Source organism: Chitinimonas viridis (genome assembly GCF_030409555.1).
In the GTDB taxonomy this organism is placed as follows: Bacteria; Pseudomonadota; Gammaproteobacteria; order Burkholderiales; family Chitinimonadaceae; genus Chitinimonas; species Chitinimonas viridis.
On record NZ_JAUFPU010000018.1, the window covers coordinates 1171894 to 1190981 of the forward strand.

Annotated in this window: 11 protein-coding genes; 8 read left to right on the forward strand and 3 right to left on the reverse strand. The window is 65.4% G+C overall.

Features of this window, described 5'->3' with window-relative positions; translation table 11 throughout:
• Positions 1-3: 3 nt before the first annotated feature.
• The 8 genes from murC (at position 4) to QWZ03_RS18510 (ending at position 10599) form a co-directional block, all read left to right on the forward strand.
• The gene (murC, locus tag QWZ03_RS18475) at positions 4-1398 is read left to right on the forward strand and encodes a UDP-N-acetylmuramate--L-alanine ligase (protein WP_284195721.1); all 1395 of its coding nucleotides are present in this window, start codon (positions 4-6) and stop codon (positions 1396-1398) included.
• Entirely contained in the window at positions 1395-2315 is a 921-nt protein-coding gene (locus tag QWZ03_RS18480; RefSeq protein WP_290334081.1) for a D-alanine--D-alanine ligase, read from the forward strand. The genes murC and QWZ03_RS18480 overlap by 4 nt, the downstream gene beginning before the upstream one ends.
• Positions 2316-2754: 439 nt before the next feature.
• Positions 2755-3489, forward strand: a complete 735-nt coding sequence (locus tag QWZ03_RS18485) for a cell division protein FtsQ/DivIB (protein WP_290334082.1) — start codon at positions 2755-2757, stop codon at positions 3487-3489.
• A 67-nt stretch (positions 3490-3556) separates the two neighbouring features.
• Positions 3557-4795 carry a cell division protein FtsA gene (gene ftsA, locus QWZ03_RS18490; RefSeq protein WP_284195724.1) on the forward strand — a complete coding sequence of 413 codons (1239 nt, stop codon included), beginning with the start codon at positions 3557-3559 and terminating at the stop codon, positions 4793-4795.
• An 83-nt stretch (positions 4796-4878) separates the two neighbouring features.
• Positions 4879-6060 (forward strand): cell division protein FtsZ, encoded by a 1182-nt coding sequence (gene ftsZ, locus QWZ03_RS18495; RefSeq protein ID WP_290334084.1) that lies wholly within the window; start codon positions 4879-4881, stop codon positions 6058-6060.
• Between the two features lie 308 nt (positions 6061-6368).
• Positions 6369-7283, forward strand: a complete 915-nt coding sequence (gene lpxC / locus QWZ03_RS18500; protein ID WP_308446997.1) for a UDP-3-O-acyl-N-acetylglucosamine deacetylase — start codon at positions 6369-6371, stop codon at positions 7281-7283.
• 47 nt (positions 7284-7330) lie between these two features.
• Positions 7331-7513 carry a hypothetical protein gene (locus tag QWZ03_RS18505; RefSeq protein WP_284195727.1) on the forward strand — a complete coding sequence of 61 codons (183 nt, stop codon included), beginning with the start codon at positions 7331-7333 and terminating at the stop codon, positions 7511-7513.
• 173 nt (positions 7514-7686) lie between these two features.
• On the forward strand, positions 7687-10599 hold the full coding sequence (locus QWZ03_RS18510; RefSeq protein WP_290334085.1) for a sensor domain-containing protein: 2913 nt from the start codon (positions 7687-7689) through the stop codon (positions 10597-10599).
• On the opposite strand, the gene recD is transcribed toward QWZ03_RS18510, so the two are convergent.
• Genes recD through recC form a run of 3 tightly spaced genes read right to left on the reverse strand, consistent with a single transcriptional unit; the run spans position 10596 to position 19005 of the window.
• A complete protein-coding gene (recD, locus tag QWZ03_RS18515) occupies positions 10596-12365 on the reverse strand; it encodes an exodeoxyribonuclease V subunit alpha (RefSeq protein WP_290334086.1) in 1770 nt (589 codons plus the stop codon). The genes QWZ03_RS18510 and recD overlap by 4 nt on opposite strands.
• Positions 12362-15865, reverse strand: a complete 3504-nt coding sequence (gene recB / locus QWZ03_RS18520) for an exodeoxyribonuclease V subunit beta (RefSeq protein WP_290334087.1) — start codon at positions 15863-15865, stop codon at positions 12362-12364. The genes recD and recB overlap by 4 nt, the downstream gene beginning before the upstream one ends.
• Complete coding sequence (recC, locus tag QWZ03_RS18525) at positions 15862-19005, reverse strand: exodeoxyribonuclease V subunit gamma (protein ID WP_290334089.1); 3144 nt, start codon at positions 19003-19005, stop codon at positions 15862-15864. Before recC ends, recB begins: the two co-directional genes overlap by 4 nt.
• Positions 19006-19088: the final 83 nt, after the last annotated feature.

Sequence of the window (19088 nt, forward strand, 5' to 3'; positions counted from 1 at the left end):
GAGATGAAACACAAGGTCAAACGCATACATTTCGTCGGCATAGGCGGTTCCGGCATGAGCGGCATTGCCGAGGTGCTGCTCAACCTGGGCTTTACCGTATCGGGTTCCGACCTGGGCGAATCTGCTACCACGGCAAGGCTGCGGTCGGCGGGTGCCACCGTGTTCCTGGGGCACGACGCAGCCCACCAGCAACATGCCGATGTGGTGGTGACTTCCACCGCCGTGAAGGCAGACAACCCCGAGGTGGTGGCTGCCCGTGCCCGGCAGGTGCCGGTCATACCGCGTGCCATGATGCTGGCCGAGCTGCTTCGCTTCCGCCAGGGCATCGCCGTGGCGGGCACCCATGGCAAGACTACCACCACCAGCCTGATCGCCTCCATCCTGGCCGAGGCGGGGCTGGACCCGACCTATGTGATCGGTGGCCGGCTGACCGCCGCCGGCAGCAATGCCAAGCTGGGCAAGGGCGATTTCATCGTGGTGGAGGCCGACGAATCGGATGCCTCCTTCCTGATGCTGCAGCCGGTGTTGGCCGTCATCACCAATATCGATGCCGACCATATGGATACCTATGGTCATGACTTCGAGCGGCTCAAGCAGGCATTTCTGGATTTTCTCGGCCACCTGCCGTTTTATGGCCGGGCGGCAGTCTGCCTGGATGACCCCAATGTGCGTGCCATCCTGCCCCAGGTAGGTAAGCCGCTGACGACCTATGGGGTGAGCGAAGACGCCATGCTGCGGGCCGAGCATATCGAGGCCCTGCCTGGCGGCCGTATGCGCTTTACCGCGGTTTGGCGCAATGGTGTGGAAAGCCGGATACCCATCGAACTGAATGCCGCAGGCCACCACAACGTGCTGAACAGCCTGGCAGCCATCGCCGTCTGCCTGGAAGTGGGGGCATCCGAAGCCGCTATCCAGAAGGCCTTGAGCGAGTTTGGCGGGGTGGGGCGGCGGTTCCAGCGCTACGGCCAGGCCAGCCTGCCTGCAGGCGGCAGTGCCACGGTGATCGACGACTATGGTCATCACCCGGTGGAGATGGCCGCCACGCTGGCCGCTGTGCGGGGGGCCTTCCCCAGCAGCCGCTTGCTGCTGGCCTTCCAGCCGCATCGCTACAGCCGCACCCGTGATTGCTTTGAAGATTTCGCCCGTGTGCTGTCCACGGTGGATGCCTTGGTGCTGACCGAGGTGTATGCCGCCGGCGAGGCACCCATCGTGGCGGCAGACGGCCGGGCGCTAACCCGTGCGGTCCGCGTGCAGGGCAAGGTGGAACCGTTGTTCGTGGAGGATATCAATGCACTCCCGGCAGCCATTCTGGAACACGCAAGAGATGGGGACGTGATCGTGACCATGGGCGCAGGCACCATCGGCGGCGTACCCGCAAAACTGGTAGGTAAGGCATGAACAAGTACGGAAAAGTCGCCGTCGTGATGGGCGGAACCAGCGCTGAACGCGAGGTCTCGCTGATGAGTGGCGCTGGCGTATTGGGTGCCCTGCAATCCCGCGGGGTGAATGCGCATGCATTTGACCCGCGCGACCAGCCCCTGTCGGCGCTCAAGACGGAAGGCTTTGACCGGGTCTTTCTGATACTGCACGGCCCCTTTGGCGAGGACGGCACCCTGCAGGGCGCGCTGGAAACCATGGGTATGCCTTATACCGGCTGCGGCGTGATGGCCTCGGCCATAGGCATGGACAAGCTGCGTAGCAAGCTGATCTGGCGTGCTTTGGGCCTGCCGGTGCCGGATTTTGAGCTGGTGGACGAGCATAGCGACTTTGCTGCCATCGAGCAGAAGCTGGGCCTGCCCCTGTTCGTGAAGCCGAATATCGAGGGTTCCAGCATAGGCGTGACCAAGGTCAAGGTTGCGGGCGAACTGAAGGCCGCCTTTGAGGAGGCCCGCAAGTACGACAGGGTGGTGCTGGCAGAGCGCTTTATCGGCGGCGGTGAATACAGTGCACCCATCCTGGGCGATGCCGTACGCGGCTACACCGTGTTACCGGCCATCAAGATCGAGCCGGCTACTGAGTTCTATGACTATCAGGCTAAGTATTTCCGCGACGACACGGTCTACCGCTGCCCTTGCGGCCTGCCTGCAGAGCAGGAAGCCGCCATTGCCGCCCTGGTGGAAAAGGCCTTCTGGGCCATAGGCGGCCGCAGCTGGGCGCGGGTGGATTTCCTGATGGATGAAGCCGGTAAACCCTATCTGCTGGAGGTCAACACCGCCCCCGGCATGACCAGCCATAGCCTCTTCCCCATGGGCGCCCGTGCCGCAGGCATGAGCTATGAGGATGTGGTGCTGATGATCTTGGATACGACGCTGTAAGCGTTTGAAAGGCGGAATGTGAGCATTGCGGTAAAGACAAGGCTTGATGTGTGTGCCACCCGTACCAGCCGGTACGGCGCACCCGCGCACGCGCCTTGCAGGCCGCAACTGGCAAAGCAGTGGTTAACCGAGGGGGATGTTCGCGCGGCCACGAGCGCAGCGAGGCTCCCGAGCCAGCGGGCGGGGGGAGTGGGATTGGATCAAGGGCACATCGCGACGCTGCCACGACGGTCCATCCCGGCAAGCTTTGCTTGTCGCGCACGGCAGTTAACTCAGGGGGATGTTTGCGCGGCCACGAGCGTAGCGAGGCTCCCTCGCCAGCGGGCGAGGGCGGGGGGAGAGGGATTGGATCAAGGGCACATCGCGACGCTGCTGCAACGGTCCATCCCGGCAAGCTTTGCTTGTCGCGCACGGCGGTTAACCCCGAGGGGACATCGCGATGTGGGATAAGCCCCAGGCCCTCAACTGGCTGGCCAATCTGCTGTTCGGCCTAGCCGTGCTGCTGTTCCTGTATGCCGCCCTGCTGGTCGTGGTGCATTCGCCGCTGTTTCCGGTTAGGCAGATCAAGGTGGATGGCAGCCTGGCCCATGTGACGCGTGAGCAATTGCAATACATCGTCAAGAACGAGCTGAAAGGCACGTTCTTTACCTTGGATCTGAACAAGACCCGGCAGGCCTTCGAGAAACTGCCCTGGGTACGCCAGGTCAATCTGCGGCGGCGCTGGCCCGATAGGCTGGACGTGACCATAGAGGAACATGTGGCGCTGGCGCGCTGGGGTTCGGTGGGCCTGGTGAACACCTTGGGCGAACGTTTTGACGCTGCCACCAACGAGCCCTTGCCCGTGCTGGAAGGGCCGGAGGGCAGCGAGGCGGACATGGCTAAGGGTTATGTGAGTTTTCGGGACAGGCTGGCGGCAGTGCAGCGCAAGCCTACCCATGTGTGGCTGTCGGCACGCCGGGCCTGGCGCGTACAGCTGGATCACAGCCTGACGGTGGAGATAGGCCGTGATGATGTGGACGCCCGCCTGGGCAAGTTCATCAAGGCCTACCCCACCACGCTGGCGGTCATCAAGCGACCGGTCAGCTATGTGGACCTGCGCTACCCCAACGGCTTTTCGGTGCGGGTGCCGCCGGGCATGGTACCGCCCGCCAAGCCGCCCGAGGTGGCCGCATGAAGATGATTAGGAACGACGCCGCGATGACAGGCGCGGCGAACAAGGCAAAGCAGTCTGGAGAAATACGGTGAATAAACCGAGTACAACAAAGAACCTGCTGGTCGGCCTCGATATCGGTACCTCGAAGATCGTGGCGCTGGTGGCTGAAGTGCAGCCTGATGGCCGCATGGAGATCATCGGCCTGGGGCAGGCACCATCTAAGGGCCTGAAAAAGGGCGTGGTGGTGAACATCGAATCCACCGTGAGCGCCATACAGCGGGCTTTGGAAGAAGCCGAGCTGATGGCGGATTGCAAGATACGCGAAGTGCTGACCGGCATCGCCGGCAGCCATATCCGTAGCTTCAACTCCCACGGCATGGTCGCCATCAAGGACAAGGAAGTCACCCAGGCCGATGTGGACCGGGTGATAGAGACTGCCCGTGCGGTCAATATCCCCACCGAGCATCAGATTCTGCACATCCTGACCCAGGAATTCATCATCGACGGGCAGGAGGATGTGAAGGAGCCGCTGGGCATGAGCGGGGTGAGGCTGGAGGTGAAGGTGCATATCGTCACCGGCGCCATCAGCGCAGCCCAGAACATCACCAAGTGCGTGCGCCGCTGCGGCCTGGAGATGAACGATCTGATCCTGCAGCCGCTGGCCAGTGCCATGAGCGTGCTGAGCGAGGACGAGAAGGAACTGGGTGTCTGCTTGATCGACATCGGCGGTGGCACGACCGACATTGCCGTGTTCTGCGATGGCGCCATCCGCCACACCGCCGTGATACCCATTGCCGGCGATCAGATCACCAACGATATCGCCATGGCGCTGCGGACCCCGACCAAGGAGGCCGAGGACATCAAGCGTGCCCATGGCATCGCCTTGCGCCAGCTGGCGGACCCGCAGCAGACCATAGAGGTGCCCGGCGTGGGCGAGCGTGGTCCGCGCCAGCTCAACCGCCAGACCCTGGCCGAAGTCATCGAGCCCCGGGTGGAGGAGCTGTACTCGCTGGTGCAGGCAGAGTTGCGCCGCTCCGGGTTTGAGGAGCGGCTGTCCAGCGGCATCGTGATCACCGGCGGTTCTGCCCAGATGCAGGGCATGGTGGAGCTGGGTGAAGAGGTGTTCCACCTGCCGGTAAGGCTGGGTGTGCCCAAGTATGTGGGTGGTTTGGCCGAGGTGGTGAAGAACCCCCGCTTCTCCACCGCCGTGGGTCTTTTGTTGTTGGGCAAGCAGCAGGCCCAGCGCAATGGTTTGAAGACGATGCAGGGCGCCAGCTTCGGTGGCCTGATCGAACGCATGAAGACGTGGTTCCAGGGCAATTTCTGAGATCTGCCAGACCGGAGGTCCGGCTGGCAGCAAGTTTCGTTTTTCGATTGAGTTGAGTTAGTTCGGGCACAGAGGAGAGAGCAATGCCTATTTCGTTTCTGGAAGCAGCGCAGGACATAGTCCCGGTCGCCAGGATCAAGGTGATCGGTGTCGGTGGTTGTGGCGGCAACGCTGTGGACCACATGATTGATGCCGGTGTGACGGGTGTGGAGTTCATCTGCGCCAACACCGACGCACAGGCGCTCAAGCGCAACCGCGCCGACAACGTGGTGCAGTTGGGTGGCAACCTGACCAAGGGTCTGGGCGCCGGCGCCAACCCCGATGTAGGGCGCGCCGCGGCCGAAGAAGACCGCGAGCGTATTGCCGAGATGCTGGAAGGTGCCGACATGGTGTTCATCACCGCCGGTATGGGTGGCGGTACCGGTACCGGCGCGGCGCCTATCGTGGCCGAGATCGCCCGTGACAAGGGCATCCTGACCGTGGGTGTGGTGACCCGTCCGTTTGCCTTCGAGGGCAAGCGCCAGAAGGCCGCGCAGGCTGGTATCGACGAGCTGCAGAAGTATGTGGATTCGCTGATCATCATCCCGAACGAGCGCCTGATGCAGGTACTGGGCGATGATGTCTCGTTCAAGGATGCCTTCAAGGCCGCCGACGACGTGCTCAAGGGTGCCGTGGCGGGTATCGCCGAGATCATCAATGTCCCGGGTCTGGTCAATGTGGACTTCGCTGACGTGAAGGCCGTGATGACCGAGATGGGTATGGCCATGATGGGTTCGGCCCACGCCGAGGGCATGGACCGTGCCCGTGTGGCGGCCGAGCATGCCGTCGCCAGCCCGCTGCTGGAAGACATCAGCCTGAACGGCGCCCGTGGCGTGCTGGTGAACATCACCGCCGACTACAGCCTGAAGATGCGCGAAGTCCACGAGGTGATGGAGACCGTCAAGGCCTACACCGCCGAGGACGCCCGTATCATCTTCGGTACTGCCTTTGATGAGGCCATGGGCGACAAGATCCGCGTCACCCTGGTGGCAACGGGTCTGGGCGGCCGCGAGTCGAAGAAGAGCCCCAACCTGCACATCGTGCAGCGCACGGGCACCGATGATGGCATGCCGGCGATGGACTACGAGCAATACGACCAACCCGCGGTATTCCGTAACAGCCGTCGTGCCGGCAGTGTTGGCGCCGCGGTGGAATCGCCACGCGGTACCGTGTTCGCGGGTGGCGACATGGACATCCCTGCCTTCCTGCGCAAGCAGGCGGACTGATGGTGATGGGTGCAGCCTGCTGAGTCGGCAGGCTGCTTCCCGTCCTTGTGCAAGGTATCAGTGCGCGGCCAGGCGGCGATAAGCGTGCCCTGCCGGGTACGCGGCTGACAGGCAGGATGCCTGCTTGCACAATCCGCTCGATAGCAAGGTTCAATCAGGACCGGTTTTGCGATATGGCAAAATCGGAGGGTGTCTGCGCGCTGCAGATTTGATGGTGGGTGGCGCATGCCAGGCAGTGAACGGCTCTCTCCCCGGGCACTGCGGGCGCATGCGCGTCTGCCATGCATCCAACTGAAAGCAACCGTATGATTTACCAGCGTACCCTCAAAGAATCCATACGCGCCGTGGGCGTGGGCCTGCACTCGGGCGAGAAGGTGGAACTGACCCTGTCGCCGGCACCTCCTGACAGCGGCATCGTGTTCCGCCGGGCAGACTTGCCCGGCCAGCCCGGCTTCAGGGTCGGGCCAGACCTGGTCAACGATACCCGGCTGTCTTCCACTCTGGTGAAGGATGGTGTACGGGTGGCGACCATAGAACACCTGATGTCGGCCTTCGCCGGCCTGGGCATAGACAATGTGCAGGTGGACGTGACCGCATCGGAAATGCCCATCATGGATGGCAGCGCGGCACCTTTTCTCTACCTGCTGCAGCAAGCTGGCGTGCGTGAGCAAAAGCCGGCGCGCAAGCGCTATGTCAGGGTCAAGAAAGCGGTTGAGGCCATAGAGGGTGACAAATGGGTGCGGCTGCTGCCGCATGAGGGATACAAGGTCAAGCTGACCATAGAGTTCCGCCATCCGGCTTTCCAGAAAGCGGCGCAGACGGTGGAACTGGATTTCGCTGAGACCTCTTACATCAAGGAAGTGGCCAGGGCCCGGACCTTTGGTTTCATGCACGAAGTGGAATACATGCGCACCAACGACCTGGGCAAGGGTGGCAGCATGGAGAACGCCATTGTGCTGGATGAGTACAAGGTGCTCAACCAGGAGGGACTGCGCTTCGAAGATGAGTTTGTCCGCCACAAGGTGCTCGATGCGATTGGCGACCTGTATATCCTGGGCTACCCCCTGATTGCTGCCTTCGAGGGTTTCAAATCGGGCCATGCCATGAATAACAAGCTGCTGCGGGCTTTGCTGGCCGACCCCGAGGCCTGGGAGTATGTCAGTTTCGACAGCCCGGAAGCGGCACCCACCGCCTTCCACCGCTATACCCCCGCCCGTATCTGACGATGCCCGCCCCGGCGGGCGCCGGGCCGGGTAGACTGAACGCCATCATGTTCGCCATCTTGCGTTTTATCTTTGTCGCTATCGTCCTGCTGTGGGGTTATTGCCTCTGGCGGGAGCGCCGCACTGGCGACCCCTTCTGGCGCCGCGCGCGCGGCTGGCTGGCGCGCTTCAGCCTTGCCTTGCTGCTGGTCATTGCCATAGGACTGTTCGTCGAGCGCCTGAGTACCTGAGCACGCGCTGGCTGCGGCGTGGGCCGGCTGGCGTAAGCGGCGTGCCGGCACCTGTTGTGGCCGCTGCAACAGTCTGAGTGGGCCCTGCAACAGCCATGCGTGGGCCTGCAGGAAATGCTGCAACGCGGGGTAGGCCCTACTATATATAAATCCCCTTTGCATAAATTGGTCCGATGAGTACACCCATCGAAACCCGCTATGGTGCTGATTTGTTCCGCCGTCTGGTCGAGGAGGCCGAGGAAGGCGTGTGGGTTATCGACGCCGATAGCCTGACCGTCTATCTGAATGCCCGCATGGCCGGCATGCTGGGCGGGCAGGTGGATAGCCTGCTGGGCAGGCCGCTATGGGATTTCATGGACGAGGGTCAGCGCGAACTGGCGCAGGGCAATGTGGCGCGGCGGCGGCAGGGCATCAGCGAGAAACATGAATTTCTGTTCCGCCGGCTGGATGGCAGCCGTTTCTGGGCCGATCTGTCCACCGCCCCGCTACTCAACGCCGATGGCAGCTATGCCGGCTGCTTTGCCTTTGTCAGCGATATCAGCTGGCGCAAGGCCGCCGAGCAGGCGCTGAGCGAGAGCGAGCGAGCCTACCGCGAAGTGTTCGAGCGCAGCCATGCGGTCAAGCTGATGCTGGAACCGGACAGTGGCGCCATCGTGGCGGCCAATGCCGCTGCCCGCGAATACTATGGTTATACGGCAGATGAGTTTGCCCGGCTCAATATCAGCCAGATCAACACCCTGCCCCCCGAAGCCATCGCCGCCGAAATCAAGCTGGCCCGCAGCGAGCAGCGCAGCTACTTTCTGTTCCGACACCGCCTCAAGAGCGGTGAAGTACGCGATGTGGAAGTCCATTCCAACCCCATCTCGGTGGGGGGGCGCGAGCTGCTGTATTCCATCATTCATGACATAGGCCGGCAAACTGAGGCCGAGCGGCGCATGCGCTTGACCCGCCACACCTTTGAGCATGCGCATATTGCAGCGGTGTGGGTGGCGACCGATGGTTGCATACGCGATGCCAATGCCTACGCCTGCCGCATGCTGCAAAGCACGCTGGCGCAGGTGGCGGGGCAGCCGGTGTGGCGGTATGCGCCGCAGTTGCAGGAAGCACAGTGGCAGGAGCGCTGGAACCAGATCAAGGCGGCGGGGGCGCTCAGTTTCCGCCTGGACATTGCAGGCGCCGACGGCAAATCGACACCCATCGAGGTGCATGCCACCCATATGGCTCTCGATGGCGACGAGTTCATCATCGCTTATGCCCGCAATATCCAGGATCAGGTGCGGGCCGAGGGACTGCTCAGCCTGCAGCACGAGGTGCTGGAGAGCCTGGCTGCAGGCCATGCACTAAGCCATGTCATGGAGGCTACTGCGCGGGGGGTGGAGAACCTGCTGCCGGATGCCCGATGCTCCATCCTGATACTGGATGGCAATCAGTTGCGCCATGGCGCCTCACCCAGCCTCGCACCGGCTTTCATGGCGGCCATAGAAGGCATCAGCATTGGTCCCAAAGTGGGTTCCTGCGGCTCGGCGGCGTATTTCAACCGGGTGGTGGAAGTAGAGGATGTGGCCCACGATCCGCTATGGCAGGGCTATGCGCAACTGGCAAGCGAACATGGCGTGGCTGCCTGCTGGTCTACCCCCATACATGGCAGCGATGGCAGGGTGCTGGGCACCTTTGCCATCTACTACGGCGAGCGGCGCCTCCCCAGCGAGTTTCATCGCCGGGTGGTCGATGCCTGTACCCATTTGATCGGCATTGCCATTGAGCACCGCGAGGCCGAGGCCAGGGTACATAGCCTGGCTTTCTATGACCCGCTGACCGGCCTGCCCAACCGGTCGCTGTTTGCCGATCGGGTGGAGCTGGCGCTGGCCCATGCGATACGTGACAACAGCCCGCTGGCCGTGTTGTTCGTCGATCTGGACCGCTTTAAGACCATCAATGACTCATTGGGCCATGCGGCGGGCGATCGCCTGCTCAAGACCATGGCGACCAGGTTGGAGCAGGTGGTGCGGGAGTCGGATACCGTCTGCCGCCAGGGTGGCGATGAATTCGTCCTGCTGCTCAACGACTGCGACGCCCTGGGTGCCGCCAGCGTGGCGGAGAAGCTGATTGCGGCCGCAGCCGAGAAGGTGGAGTTCGACGGACTGACCCTGAATGGCTCGGCCAGTGTGGGCATCGCCCTGTTCCCCGATGACGGCACCGACTACGACAATCTGCTCAAGCACGCCGATGCCGCCATGTATCGGGCCAAGGAGCTGGGCCGCAATGCTTTCTGTTTCTACCAGCCTGCCATGGACAAGGATGCCGCCGAGCGGCTGGAGGTGGAGGCGGCCCTGCGGCTGGCGCTAAGCCGGCAGGAGCTGCTGCTGCACTACCAGCCCCAGGTGCATATCGCAGATGGCAGCGTCTATGGTCTGGAAGCGCTGGTGCGATGGCGCCACCCTCAATGGGGCATGGTGTCGCCAGCCCGGTTCATTCCCATCGCCGAGGAGAGCGGGCTGATCGATGCGGTGGGTAGCTGGGTGTTGGACGAGGCCTGCCGGCAGATGGCCGAGTGGGTACGCATAGGTATCGCGCCGCCCCGCATCTCGGTCAACCTGTCCGCCCGGCAGTTCCGCCACGATGATATCCCGAACCTTGTGGCGCAGACCCTTGCCCGCCACGGCTTGGCGCCGGCGCAGCTGACGCTGGAGATCACCGAAAGCCTGATGATGGTGCGGGATGAACATACCCTGGCTGCACTGAACAAGCTTGATGCCATGGGTGTGGCGCTGGCGGTGGATGACTTCGGGACAGGTTACTCCAGCCTGGGCTACCTCAAGCGCTACCCGGTGGGCGAGCTCAAGCTGGACCAGAGCTTTGTGCGCGATCTGAGCGAGGATGCAGAAGACCGTGCCCTGGCCAGCGCGGTGGTACGCATAGGTCAGAGTCTGCGGATGACAGTGGTGGCTGAGGGCGTGGAAACTGCCGAGCAACTGGCCTTCCTGCAGTCGGAAGGTTGCGACGTGGCGCAGGGCTACCATTTTGCCCGCCCGCTGGCACCGGTTGACCTGGCCTTGTGGCTGGCCGCCAGGCCGAACCAGCCCTAGTATTCGCTCGGGATAGTGTCAGCCGGCACCCTCAATCTGTCCGCCAAGCCACTATCCCGTTGGACGCTGCGCTGCAGCGCGCCCGCCAAGGTCGAGGCCGAGCCCCATACCGCCACCTTGCGACGGGCACGGGTCAAGGCCGTGTAGATCAGGCTGCGACTCAGCACGGCAGCGTCCTCATCGGGCAGCAGCAGCCAAACTTCATCGAACTCCGAGCCTTGCGACTGGTGTACGGTCAGGGCAAAGGCGGTTTCGTGGCGGGGCAGGCGGGTGGGGGCATAGCCGCGCCAGCCGGCCTCCTGCGGGAAGTACACCCGCAAGCCCTGTTCGTTCTCCAGTACCAGGCCCACGTCGCCATTGGCCAGGCCCAGCACACTGTCGTTGACCCGTACGATGACGGGACGGCCGGCATACCAGGGTTGGCGGCGGGGATCCTGCTGCAGCAACCGGGTTTCCAGCAGGCGGTTGATGGCTTCCAGCCCCACCGGGCCTTCGCGCAGGGCACAGAGTAGCCGCAGGCGGTGGAAATGGTGGTAGGCGGCATCAATGTCGCGCGCCGCTACCGCCTCGCGGTAGTCCGCCAGCCGGGTTTGCAGCTGCGTCAGCAGCAGACCCTGCCAGTCGCGGCACAGGCCTGGCTGCCAGGCCAGGTCGGGCGGGGGATCGCGCAGCAACTGCAATGCACCCTGGCTGTCACCGGCATTGGCGCAGCGTGCCAGGGCACCGATGCCACTATCGCTGCCAAAGCGATGGCTGACATGGAGCAGGGCAATGCCATCGGCCAGGGCCGAGCCGGGCCTGCCGGGCGGTAGGCGGGCTCCCGTGGCAGCCGCCAGGCGGCGGCTGCCATCCGGTGTGCGCCCTGCCTGCCGCACCAGTTCGGCAAAGGCACTGCCAGCTTCCACCGATGCCAGTTGATCGCGGTCGCCCAGCAGTATCAGCCGCGCATGCCGGGGTAGTGCTGCCAGCAGGCGGGCGAACAGCGCCAGATCGATCATCGAGGCTTCGTCCACCACCAGGATATCCAGTCCCAGCGGTTGGCCGGGGCCGTAGCGCGGTTGCGCACCATCGGGTCGGAAACCCAGCAGCCGGTGCAGGGTCTGGGCCTCTTCCGGCAGGGCGGCGCGGGTAATCATGTCTATGGGCAGGCGGTCGCGCGCCTGCTTGAGGGCTTCCACCATGCGGGCGGCCGCCCGGCCGGTGGGGGCGGCCAGCACGATGCGTGCGGCGGGCTCCAGTTGCACCAGCGCGGCCAGCACCTTGGCTACGGTGGTGGTCTTGCCGGTGCCCGGCCCACCCGAGATCACCGCGATGCGATTGAGCAGGGCGGTGGCTGCCGCCAGTCTTTGGCCATCGTCACCGGCCGTGCCGGCAAACAAGGGGTCCAGTACGGTACGCGCCTGCTTGGGTGTCAGCTCGGTGGCGCTGGCGCGCTGTGCCAGTTCGGCGGCCACCGTCAGTTCGTCCGCCCACAGACGGCCCAGGTAGAGGCGGTCGCCATCCAGTATGAATGGGGCGTAGCCTTCCGTCAGGGCGACAAAACCGCTCTGTAGCAGCGCCACACGCCAGGTTTGCAGTTCGGGCAGGATGGTGCCCTGCCAATGCTGGCCTGCCATGTCGCTCAGATTGAGGCAGACATGCCCTTCCTCCGCGCGGCTGGCGACCAGGGCCGCGGCCTGCAAGGCCGCTTGTGCGGCGGCAGGAAAGCGCTGCTCCAGCCAGGCCTTCAGTTCGGCGGCGAACGGCGGCAGGGTGGCGATATTCATGCCGGCACTCCACAGAACAGGGCTTCCAGCGCGGTGATCAGGGCCAGCGGCGGGCGATAGTGCCAGACCCCCCGGCCAGCCGGGGTGATGCCGCGCAGGAACAGGTAAAGGGTGCCGCCAAAGTCGCGCTCATAGTCGTAGCCGGGCTGGCGCCAGCCCAGGTAGCGATGCAGCGCCAGGCAGTAGATCAGGGCCTGCAGGTAGTAGTGCTCATCGGCCATCGCGGCCTGCAGCCTGGCGCTGTCGTAGCCCATCAGGCGGTTGGATTTCCAATCCAGCACATAGTGGCGGCCATCAAGCTGGCAGACCAGGTCGATAAAGCCTTTCAGGTAGCCCTGCCCGACCTCGGCATGCAGGCGCTGGGCGGCCTCGGCAAAGCACGGGGGCAGACCGTGCGCGGGGTCGGCCAGGATGGCGATCAGCTGGGGCCAGGCAAACGGTTGCAGGGTATAGGTGAACTCCATCTCCACCAGCCGCTGGCTGGCTGGTACCTGGGCCAGGCAGGTCGCGGCCGGCGTCAGCGGCGCATGCAGGGTGGCCTCGACCAGATCGGCCGCCATCCCGGCCCACTGGGGGTCAAAGCCATGGGCCTGCAACTGGCGCTGGGCCAATGCTTCCAGCGCCGGCCTATCGTGCCGGCCGTAGTCCCATAGCTCGAACAGCGCATGCAGGCAGACACCCGCACGCGGCCCCGCCGGAAAACTGTCGTAGGGACCGAGCTCATCGGCCATGGCCGGTTCCGGCGGCGCCACGGCGGCATCATGGTCGGGAGCTTCGTCGTGCAGGCCGGCAGTCAGGCCCGAGAAACTGCTCATGCGCCATTGCCACTGCAGCGAGCGCTGCAGCCTCGCTATCTGCGGCGGTGTCGCCGGCAGCGAGGTGTCGGCGTGCCTGTTGGCAGTCTGTGCCAGGGGCAGCCAGGCCATGGCGCCGGGGCGGGCGCTGGCGATCAGGGCGTCGATCTCGGCGTGCAGGGCAGCGGCGTCGCGGGTCTGCTCCTGCCCACCGGCCAGCAGCCAGGCCAGGGCACTGCTGGCCTGCTCCTTCACCTGGCCCCAGGCGATGATGCAGGCGCTGCGGGGACGGGTCAGCGCCACGTAGAGCAGGCGCAGCTTCTCGGCCAGCCGCTCTTCCCGCGCGCGCTGACGGCGCTGGTCGAACAAGGGCGAGCCCAGGTCCAGGACATTGCTGTCGTCCTCGTAGCACAAGGCCCAGCGCTCGTGCTGCTTGAACAGCTGGCCATCCCACAGAAAGGGGCAGAACACGACGGGGTATTCCAGGCCTTTGGCCGCGTGGATGGTGACCAGGCGTACGCGGCTGGCGTCGCTTTCCAGCCGCATCAGTTGTTCGTCGTCCTCGCCGCTGGCTTCGGCCAGATTGCTGCGGTACCAGGCCAGCAAGGGGGCCAGGCCGGGCCGCTCCCGCCGGGCCAGTTCCACCAGTTCAAACAGGTGCAGCAGATTGGTCAACCGCCGCTCGCCGTCATGCCAGCCGGCGATGCGCTCGGCGGCGCCACTTTCTATCAGCCAGGCAGTCAGGGCGGCCATGGCGCCACGGCTGTGCAGCAGTTGCTGCCAACGGCGGAAATCGGCCAGGGTGGCTTCCCAGCGTGCCTCGTTGTGCAGGCGTGCATACAGGCCTTCGGCGTCCAGCCCGGTACTCAGCGTCACCATGGCAGACCTGACCTGGCGATCACTGGGGTTGACCAGGGCATTCAGCACCTGCAGCAGGTCCTGGGCTTCTTCGGTCTCGAATACCCGCTGCCGGCTGATACGCACACTTGCAATGCCGCGTGCCTCCAGTGCGGCTTGCATGGCTTGCAGCTCATCGTGCTTGCTGGCCAGTACGGCAATATCGCCGCCGCCCAGTGCCTGTCCGCCCAGGCTGGCGCGGCCTGGGGTCAGCAGGGCGGCGATGCGGTCGGCTGTCAGGGCTACGGCCTGGTTGCGGGCATCCGCCTTGCCCAGGCTGTCGTCGCCCAGCCAGTCCCAGGCCAGGGCCGCATGCACCTGGCCGTCCAGCAGCAGGGTGGGCTTGTCGTCCAGCGCATCCACTTCGGGGTAGCCCAGTTCGGGCAGCAGGAAAGGCGCTTCGCTGCGGCCAAACAGCTGCGACAGCGCAGCGACCAAGGCGGGTGTGCTGCGGCGGTTGGTGCCCAGGCTGTAGCGCCTGTCCGGCGCTACCCGCTGGCGGGCGGCTAGGTAGGCGTGCAACTCGGCACCCCGGAAGGCATAGATGGCCTGCTTGGGGTCACCCACCAGGAAGGCCGGCGCATCGCCGCCACCGAACAGGCGGTCGAAAATGCGGAACTGCAGTGGGTCGGTATCCTGGAATTCGTCTATCAGGGCGGCGTGGTAGCGCTGCCGAAGGGCACGGCTCAGCAGCGCTTCATGATCCTGGGCCAGCGCGGCATCCAGTTCGACCAGTAGATCGTGGAAACTCATGATGCCCAGGGCGGTCTTGCGGGCGTGGACACGTTCCACCAGTTCGGCCACCAGCCTGCCCAGGGTGCGGCGCAGGCGGGCATCATAGGCTTGGGCCAGTGGCAGCGCCGCCGTGGCCCAGGGCTCGAACAGCTCGAATACAGCGGGCAGCTCGGCAGGTGCCTTGAGGGCGGCTTGCAGCTCGCGCGCAAATAGCCGGCGTACCCGGCTCTCGGCCTGCCCCGGTGATTTCTCATCCTCGGCAATGGCAGGCAGGGCGGGGTTGTCCAGCCATTGCCGCCACAGCGCCAGCGAGCCTAGCAACCAGTCCCGCCGGTGCGTGCCCTTGAACTGGCCCGCTTCGGAGCGTGCCAGCAACCAGGCCTCGGCAGCGGCGCCCTCCTGTGCCCAGCGCTGGCTCAAGGCGGTATGCGCGGCGACGAAGCGCTGTTCCAGCTCGGCCAGGCCGGCCAGCTCGGGCACCGCCACCCGCAGGTCGGTATGGCCCAGATAGCCGCGCAGTCCGGCCAGCCATACATCGGGCGACTGGCCGTTGGCGATCAGCCAGTTCAGCCAGCTGCTGCTGGCCCCGGCAGTCTCGTTCTTCCAGGCAGCATCGGCGGCTTCCTGCAACAACGTCGTCTCGTCGGCCACAAACTCGCGTTCCAGCTCCAGGCCCGCCAATAGCGCGTGCTCGCCCAGGGCGCGCTGGCAAAAGCCGTGTATGGTAAAGACGGCGGCTACATCAAAGCCGGAGACGGCGGCCCGTAGCCGCAAGCTGGCCGGGTAGCGCTCGGCAGGCTCGGTCTGGGCCAATAGGGCGGCACAGAAAGGATCGGGGCTGTCACCCGTCTCGAACGCCAGTGCCAGCTCTGCCAGGCGGGCACGAATGCGGCCACGCAGTTCAGCGGTGGCCGCCTTGGTATAGGTCACCACCAAAATCTGTTCGGGCAGCAGTTGCCGTTCCAGCACCAGCCGGGCATACAGGGCGGCAATGGTCCAGGTCTTGCCGGTGCCGGCACTCGCCTCAATCAGGTTGAGGCCATCCAGTGGCGTGGCCAGGGCGTCGAAGCTCATGTCAGCGCCGTCCGTTGTTCATGCTGTAACAGGGGCAGTAGCAACTGCTCGGCCAGGGCAACAAACGTATCGTCCAGCGGCATCTGGCCTCGCCATAGCGCCCGCATGCCAGCAAAGCTGCCCTCGCCGGCAAAGCGGTCGGTGCCCAGCCAGGCCTTGCGGGCTGCATCCAGCGCCTTGGCCGGGCTCGGGTCGCGGCCACTGCTCAGGCCCTCGGCATAGGCCAGGCTGCTGCGAGGCAGTAAAGGGATGGGTCGCGTCATGGCCAGGCGATAGGCTGCCAGCCAGTCCGCCAGCAAGCTGCGGCTGTCGGCCACCGCTTGGTAGTGGGCGACTTCTTCCAGCCCGACCAGCCGGGTGGTGCAGGCAATGCCGGCAGGTTGGCTGGCACAGAGCAGCAGGTGCTGCAGCCAGGCTGCCAGCCTGTCGCCTTCGCGCAGCTTGCCGGGCTGCCGCAGGGCCAGGCCATCTGGCCCCAGGCCGCGCAGCAGGCCTTGCAGGCGCAGTTTTTCCAGCTCCAGATTGATGGCCACTTCGCCGCTTCCGGCCTGCCGCCACAGCGCCACGGCGGGGGCAAAATGGCGGGCCGATTGTTCGGCCCATATGTCGCCTGCCTGGCCGGCTGGCAGCAGCGCAGCGCCCTGCCCCAGCGCGGTCAGTGTATCGGCCGAATCTGCCTGGGCGGCGCCCAGCAGGAGCAGGGCACGCTCGCCCGGCCTGTCCAGCTCGAAGGGCTCGCGGTGGGCCAGGGTGGCTTCGCCCCGGTCCAGCCTGACGCCCACCCTGCGCAGAAACCAGCCGCTGCTGTCACGGGCAAACTGGATCAGCTCATCCAGTTCCAGCAGCCGCAATGGCTCGGCCGGCAGGCAGGCGTCAGCCAGCGAGGGTGGTTGTGCCTGACCCCGGCCGGCTTGCCGGGCGATGCTAGCCCAGCGTCCGTCGAAGGTGGGCAGGGCCGCTTGCGGGCCGAAACGCTGGGGCGAGAACGGCTGTAAGGGGTGCCGGTGCAGATAGGCCTGGGCCGGGTCTGTGCCCTCCTCGCCCCAGCCTACCCTGATGGCATCGAGCAGGTCGGCAATGACGGTGGAGGGCGGCAGGGCCACATCGCTGCGTGCATCGCGGCCGGTGTAGTAAAGCTGCAGGCCGTCGCGGGCGGCCAGCAGGGTTTCCAGGAACAGCCAGCGCTCGTCCAGTGCCCGGGCTCGATCGCCCCGGCGGGGATGCTGAGCGATCAGGTCAAAACCATCGGGCTGGCTGTCGCGGGGAAAGGCGCCGTCATCAAGGCCCAGCACGGCCACGATGCGGAAGGGTAGATTGCGCATGGGCATCAGCTGGGCGAAGGTGACGCCACCGGTCAGAAAGCCGCCGGCGCCCGAACCATCCTTGAGCTTGCCGGCCAGCCATTGCAGCACGGCGACCCGGCCCACCGGCTGCAGCATGCCGCTGCGCTCACCCAGGGCACCCAGCTCCACCACCACATTACGCAGGGTGTCGACGGCGGCGCGATCGCCTTCCAGGTCCACAAACCAGTGCTCCAGCCATTCATTCAGCAACTGCGACCATTCCGGCAGGCTGCGGGGCCGGGCCAGGGCGGCTTGCCAGCGTGCCAGCTGCCGGGCGAAGCGGCTGAGGCCGGCTACCCGGTCGGCAAAGCGCAGGTCCAGGTCTGCCGTCGGCACCAGGCTGGCAAACAGGGGCAGGCCGCCGGCGGCCCCGGCATCGGGCAGCGCCACACCGAGCAGCAGGCGCCCCAGGCCCTCCTGCCAGCTGAAGGCATCGCCGGTCTGGTTCCGGCGTATGCCGGCCTCGGCGATCCAGCCCTGCAGCAGGGGCAGGTCGTCTGCATCCAGGCCAAACTGCTGGGCCAGGGCCGGCAGCTCCAGCAAGGCCGCCAGGCGGTCGGCCTCCCAGTCGCCATCGGGCACCCGTAGCAGCTCCAACCAGATGGCCAGCAGGGGCGAGCTGCCGAGGCCACCGCGGTCGGCCACGGCATAGGGCAGGTGCGGCTCGCCCTGGCCGAAGACAGCATCGATATAGGGGGCATAGGTCTCGATATCAGGGCATAGCACCACGATATCGGCCGGCTGCAGGCCAGGGTCGGCAGCCAGGCGGCTGAGCAGGGCGTCCTTGAGTGTCTCCACCTGCCGCAGTGGGCTGTGGCAGGCATGGATGGCCAGGCTATGATCGACTGCAGGCAGGGCTTCTAGCGGTTCTGCATCCAGCAACAGCAGAGCGTGCTGCAACTGGCCCAGCAGGCCACTGGCAGGCGGGCCTTCATCGGGCAGGCTGGTCAGTTCATCGGCGCTGGCCAGGTCATCGAAGAACACCCTGCCCTGCGCCCCCCAGGCGGCCAGCAGGCGCTCGCCCGGCCCATGGGCCTGTTCCCGGTCGCTGATGTCGCCCCAGGGCTGGGCACAGGGATTCAGCGCAAACAGGCAGACATCCAGGCGTTGGCCCAATACCTTAAGTATCTGCAGGAACAGTGGCGGCAGGCTGCTGCTGCCGAACAACACAATGCGCTCGGGTAATGGCAGGGGGGCTGGGTCCTGCAGGCGTGCCACCAGGGCCTGCATCAGGTCAGCCCGGTGGGCGCTGCTGCGGTCACGTGCCAGGCTGCACCAGAGGGCGGCTTGCCAGTGCTCGTCCGGCCCCAGACCCAGGCTGCGGCCGGACTCCCAGGCGGCCAGCCAGTCCGGGCGGTACACCAGGTACTGGTCGAACACATCGGCAATGCGGCTGGCCAGCCGCCAGCGTCGGCGCTCCGACAGCACCTGGTGCTGCGCTTGGTCGGCCAGGCTGTCGTCTGGCGGGGTGAGATAGCCGGCCAGCTCGGGCGGCGGTTGCAGCAGCAGGGCGTGCAGGCGCCAGGCTAGGGCGTCGCTGCCGAACGGGCCGCTGCGTGGTTGCGGGCCCAGTACGGTCTCGACCAGCTGCCACAGAAAGGTGGCGGGCAATGGGAAATCCATATTGGCGCACACCCCGAAACGCTCGGCGATACGCAGGCTGAGCCAGCGCCCCATGCCGCGTGCCTGCACGATGACCGTCTCCTTGGCATAGGGCTGGGCAGGCGGTATGGCCAGCACGCCGTAGAGCAGCGTGGCCAGGGTTTCCAGGCGGTTGGATTGGTAAAGATGGAGCACGTGGGCGGCTGCGAGCGTTGGGTGGCCCGATGATACCTGCAGGGGACGGCATCGCGCATGCTGTGTCGCGCTTGCGACGACCA

What these genes read in the sequence shown, in the direction of transcription:
- murC (WP_284195721.1), top strand. Translation starts at nt 4, where the DNA reads ATGAAACACAAGGTCAAACGCATACATTTCGTCGGCATAGGCGGTTCC.
- ftsZ (WP_290334084.1), top strand. Translation starts at nt 4,879, where the DNA reads ATGCCTATTTCGTTTCTGGAAGCAGCGCAGGACATAGTCCCGGTCGCC.
- recD (WP_290334086.1), bottom strand. Translation starts at nt 12,365, where the DNA reads ATGAATATCGCCACCCTGCCGCCGTTCGCCGCCGAACTGAAGGCCTGG.
- QWZ03_RS18480 (WP_290334081.1), top strand. Translation starts at nt 1,395, where the DNA reads ATGAACAAGTACGGAAAAGTCGCCGTCGTGATGGGCGGAACCAGCGCT.
- recB (WP_290334087.1), bottom strand. Translation starts at nt 15,865, where the DNA reads ATGAGCTTCGACGCCCTGGCCACGCCACTGGATGGCCTCAACCTGATT.
- QWZ03_RS18510 (WP_290334085.1), top strand. Translation starts at nt 7,687, where the DNA reads ATGAGTACACCCATCGAAACCCGCTATGGTGCTGATTTGTTCCGCCGT.
- QWZ03_RS18485 (WP_290334082.1), top strand. Translation starts at nt 2,755, where the DNA reads ATGTGGGATAAGCCCCAGGCCCTCAACTGGCTGGCCAATCTGCTGTTC.
- QWZ03_RS18505 (WP_284195727.1), top strand. Translation starts at nt 7,331, where the DNA reads ATGTTCGCCATCTTGCGTTTTATCTTTGTCGCTATCGTCCTGCTGTGG.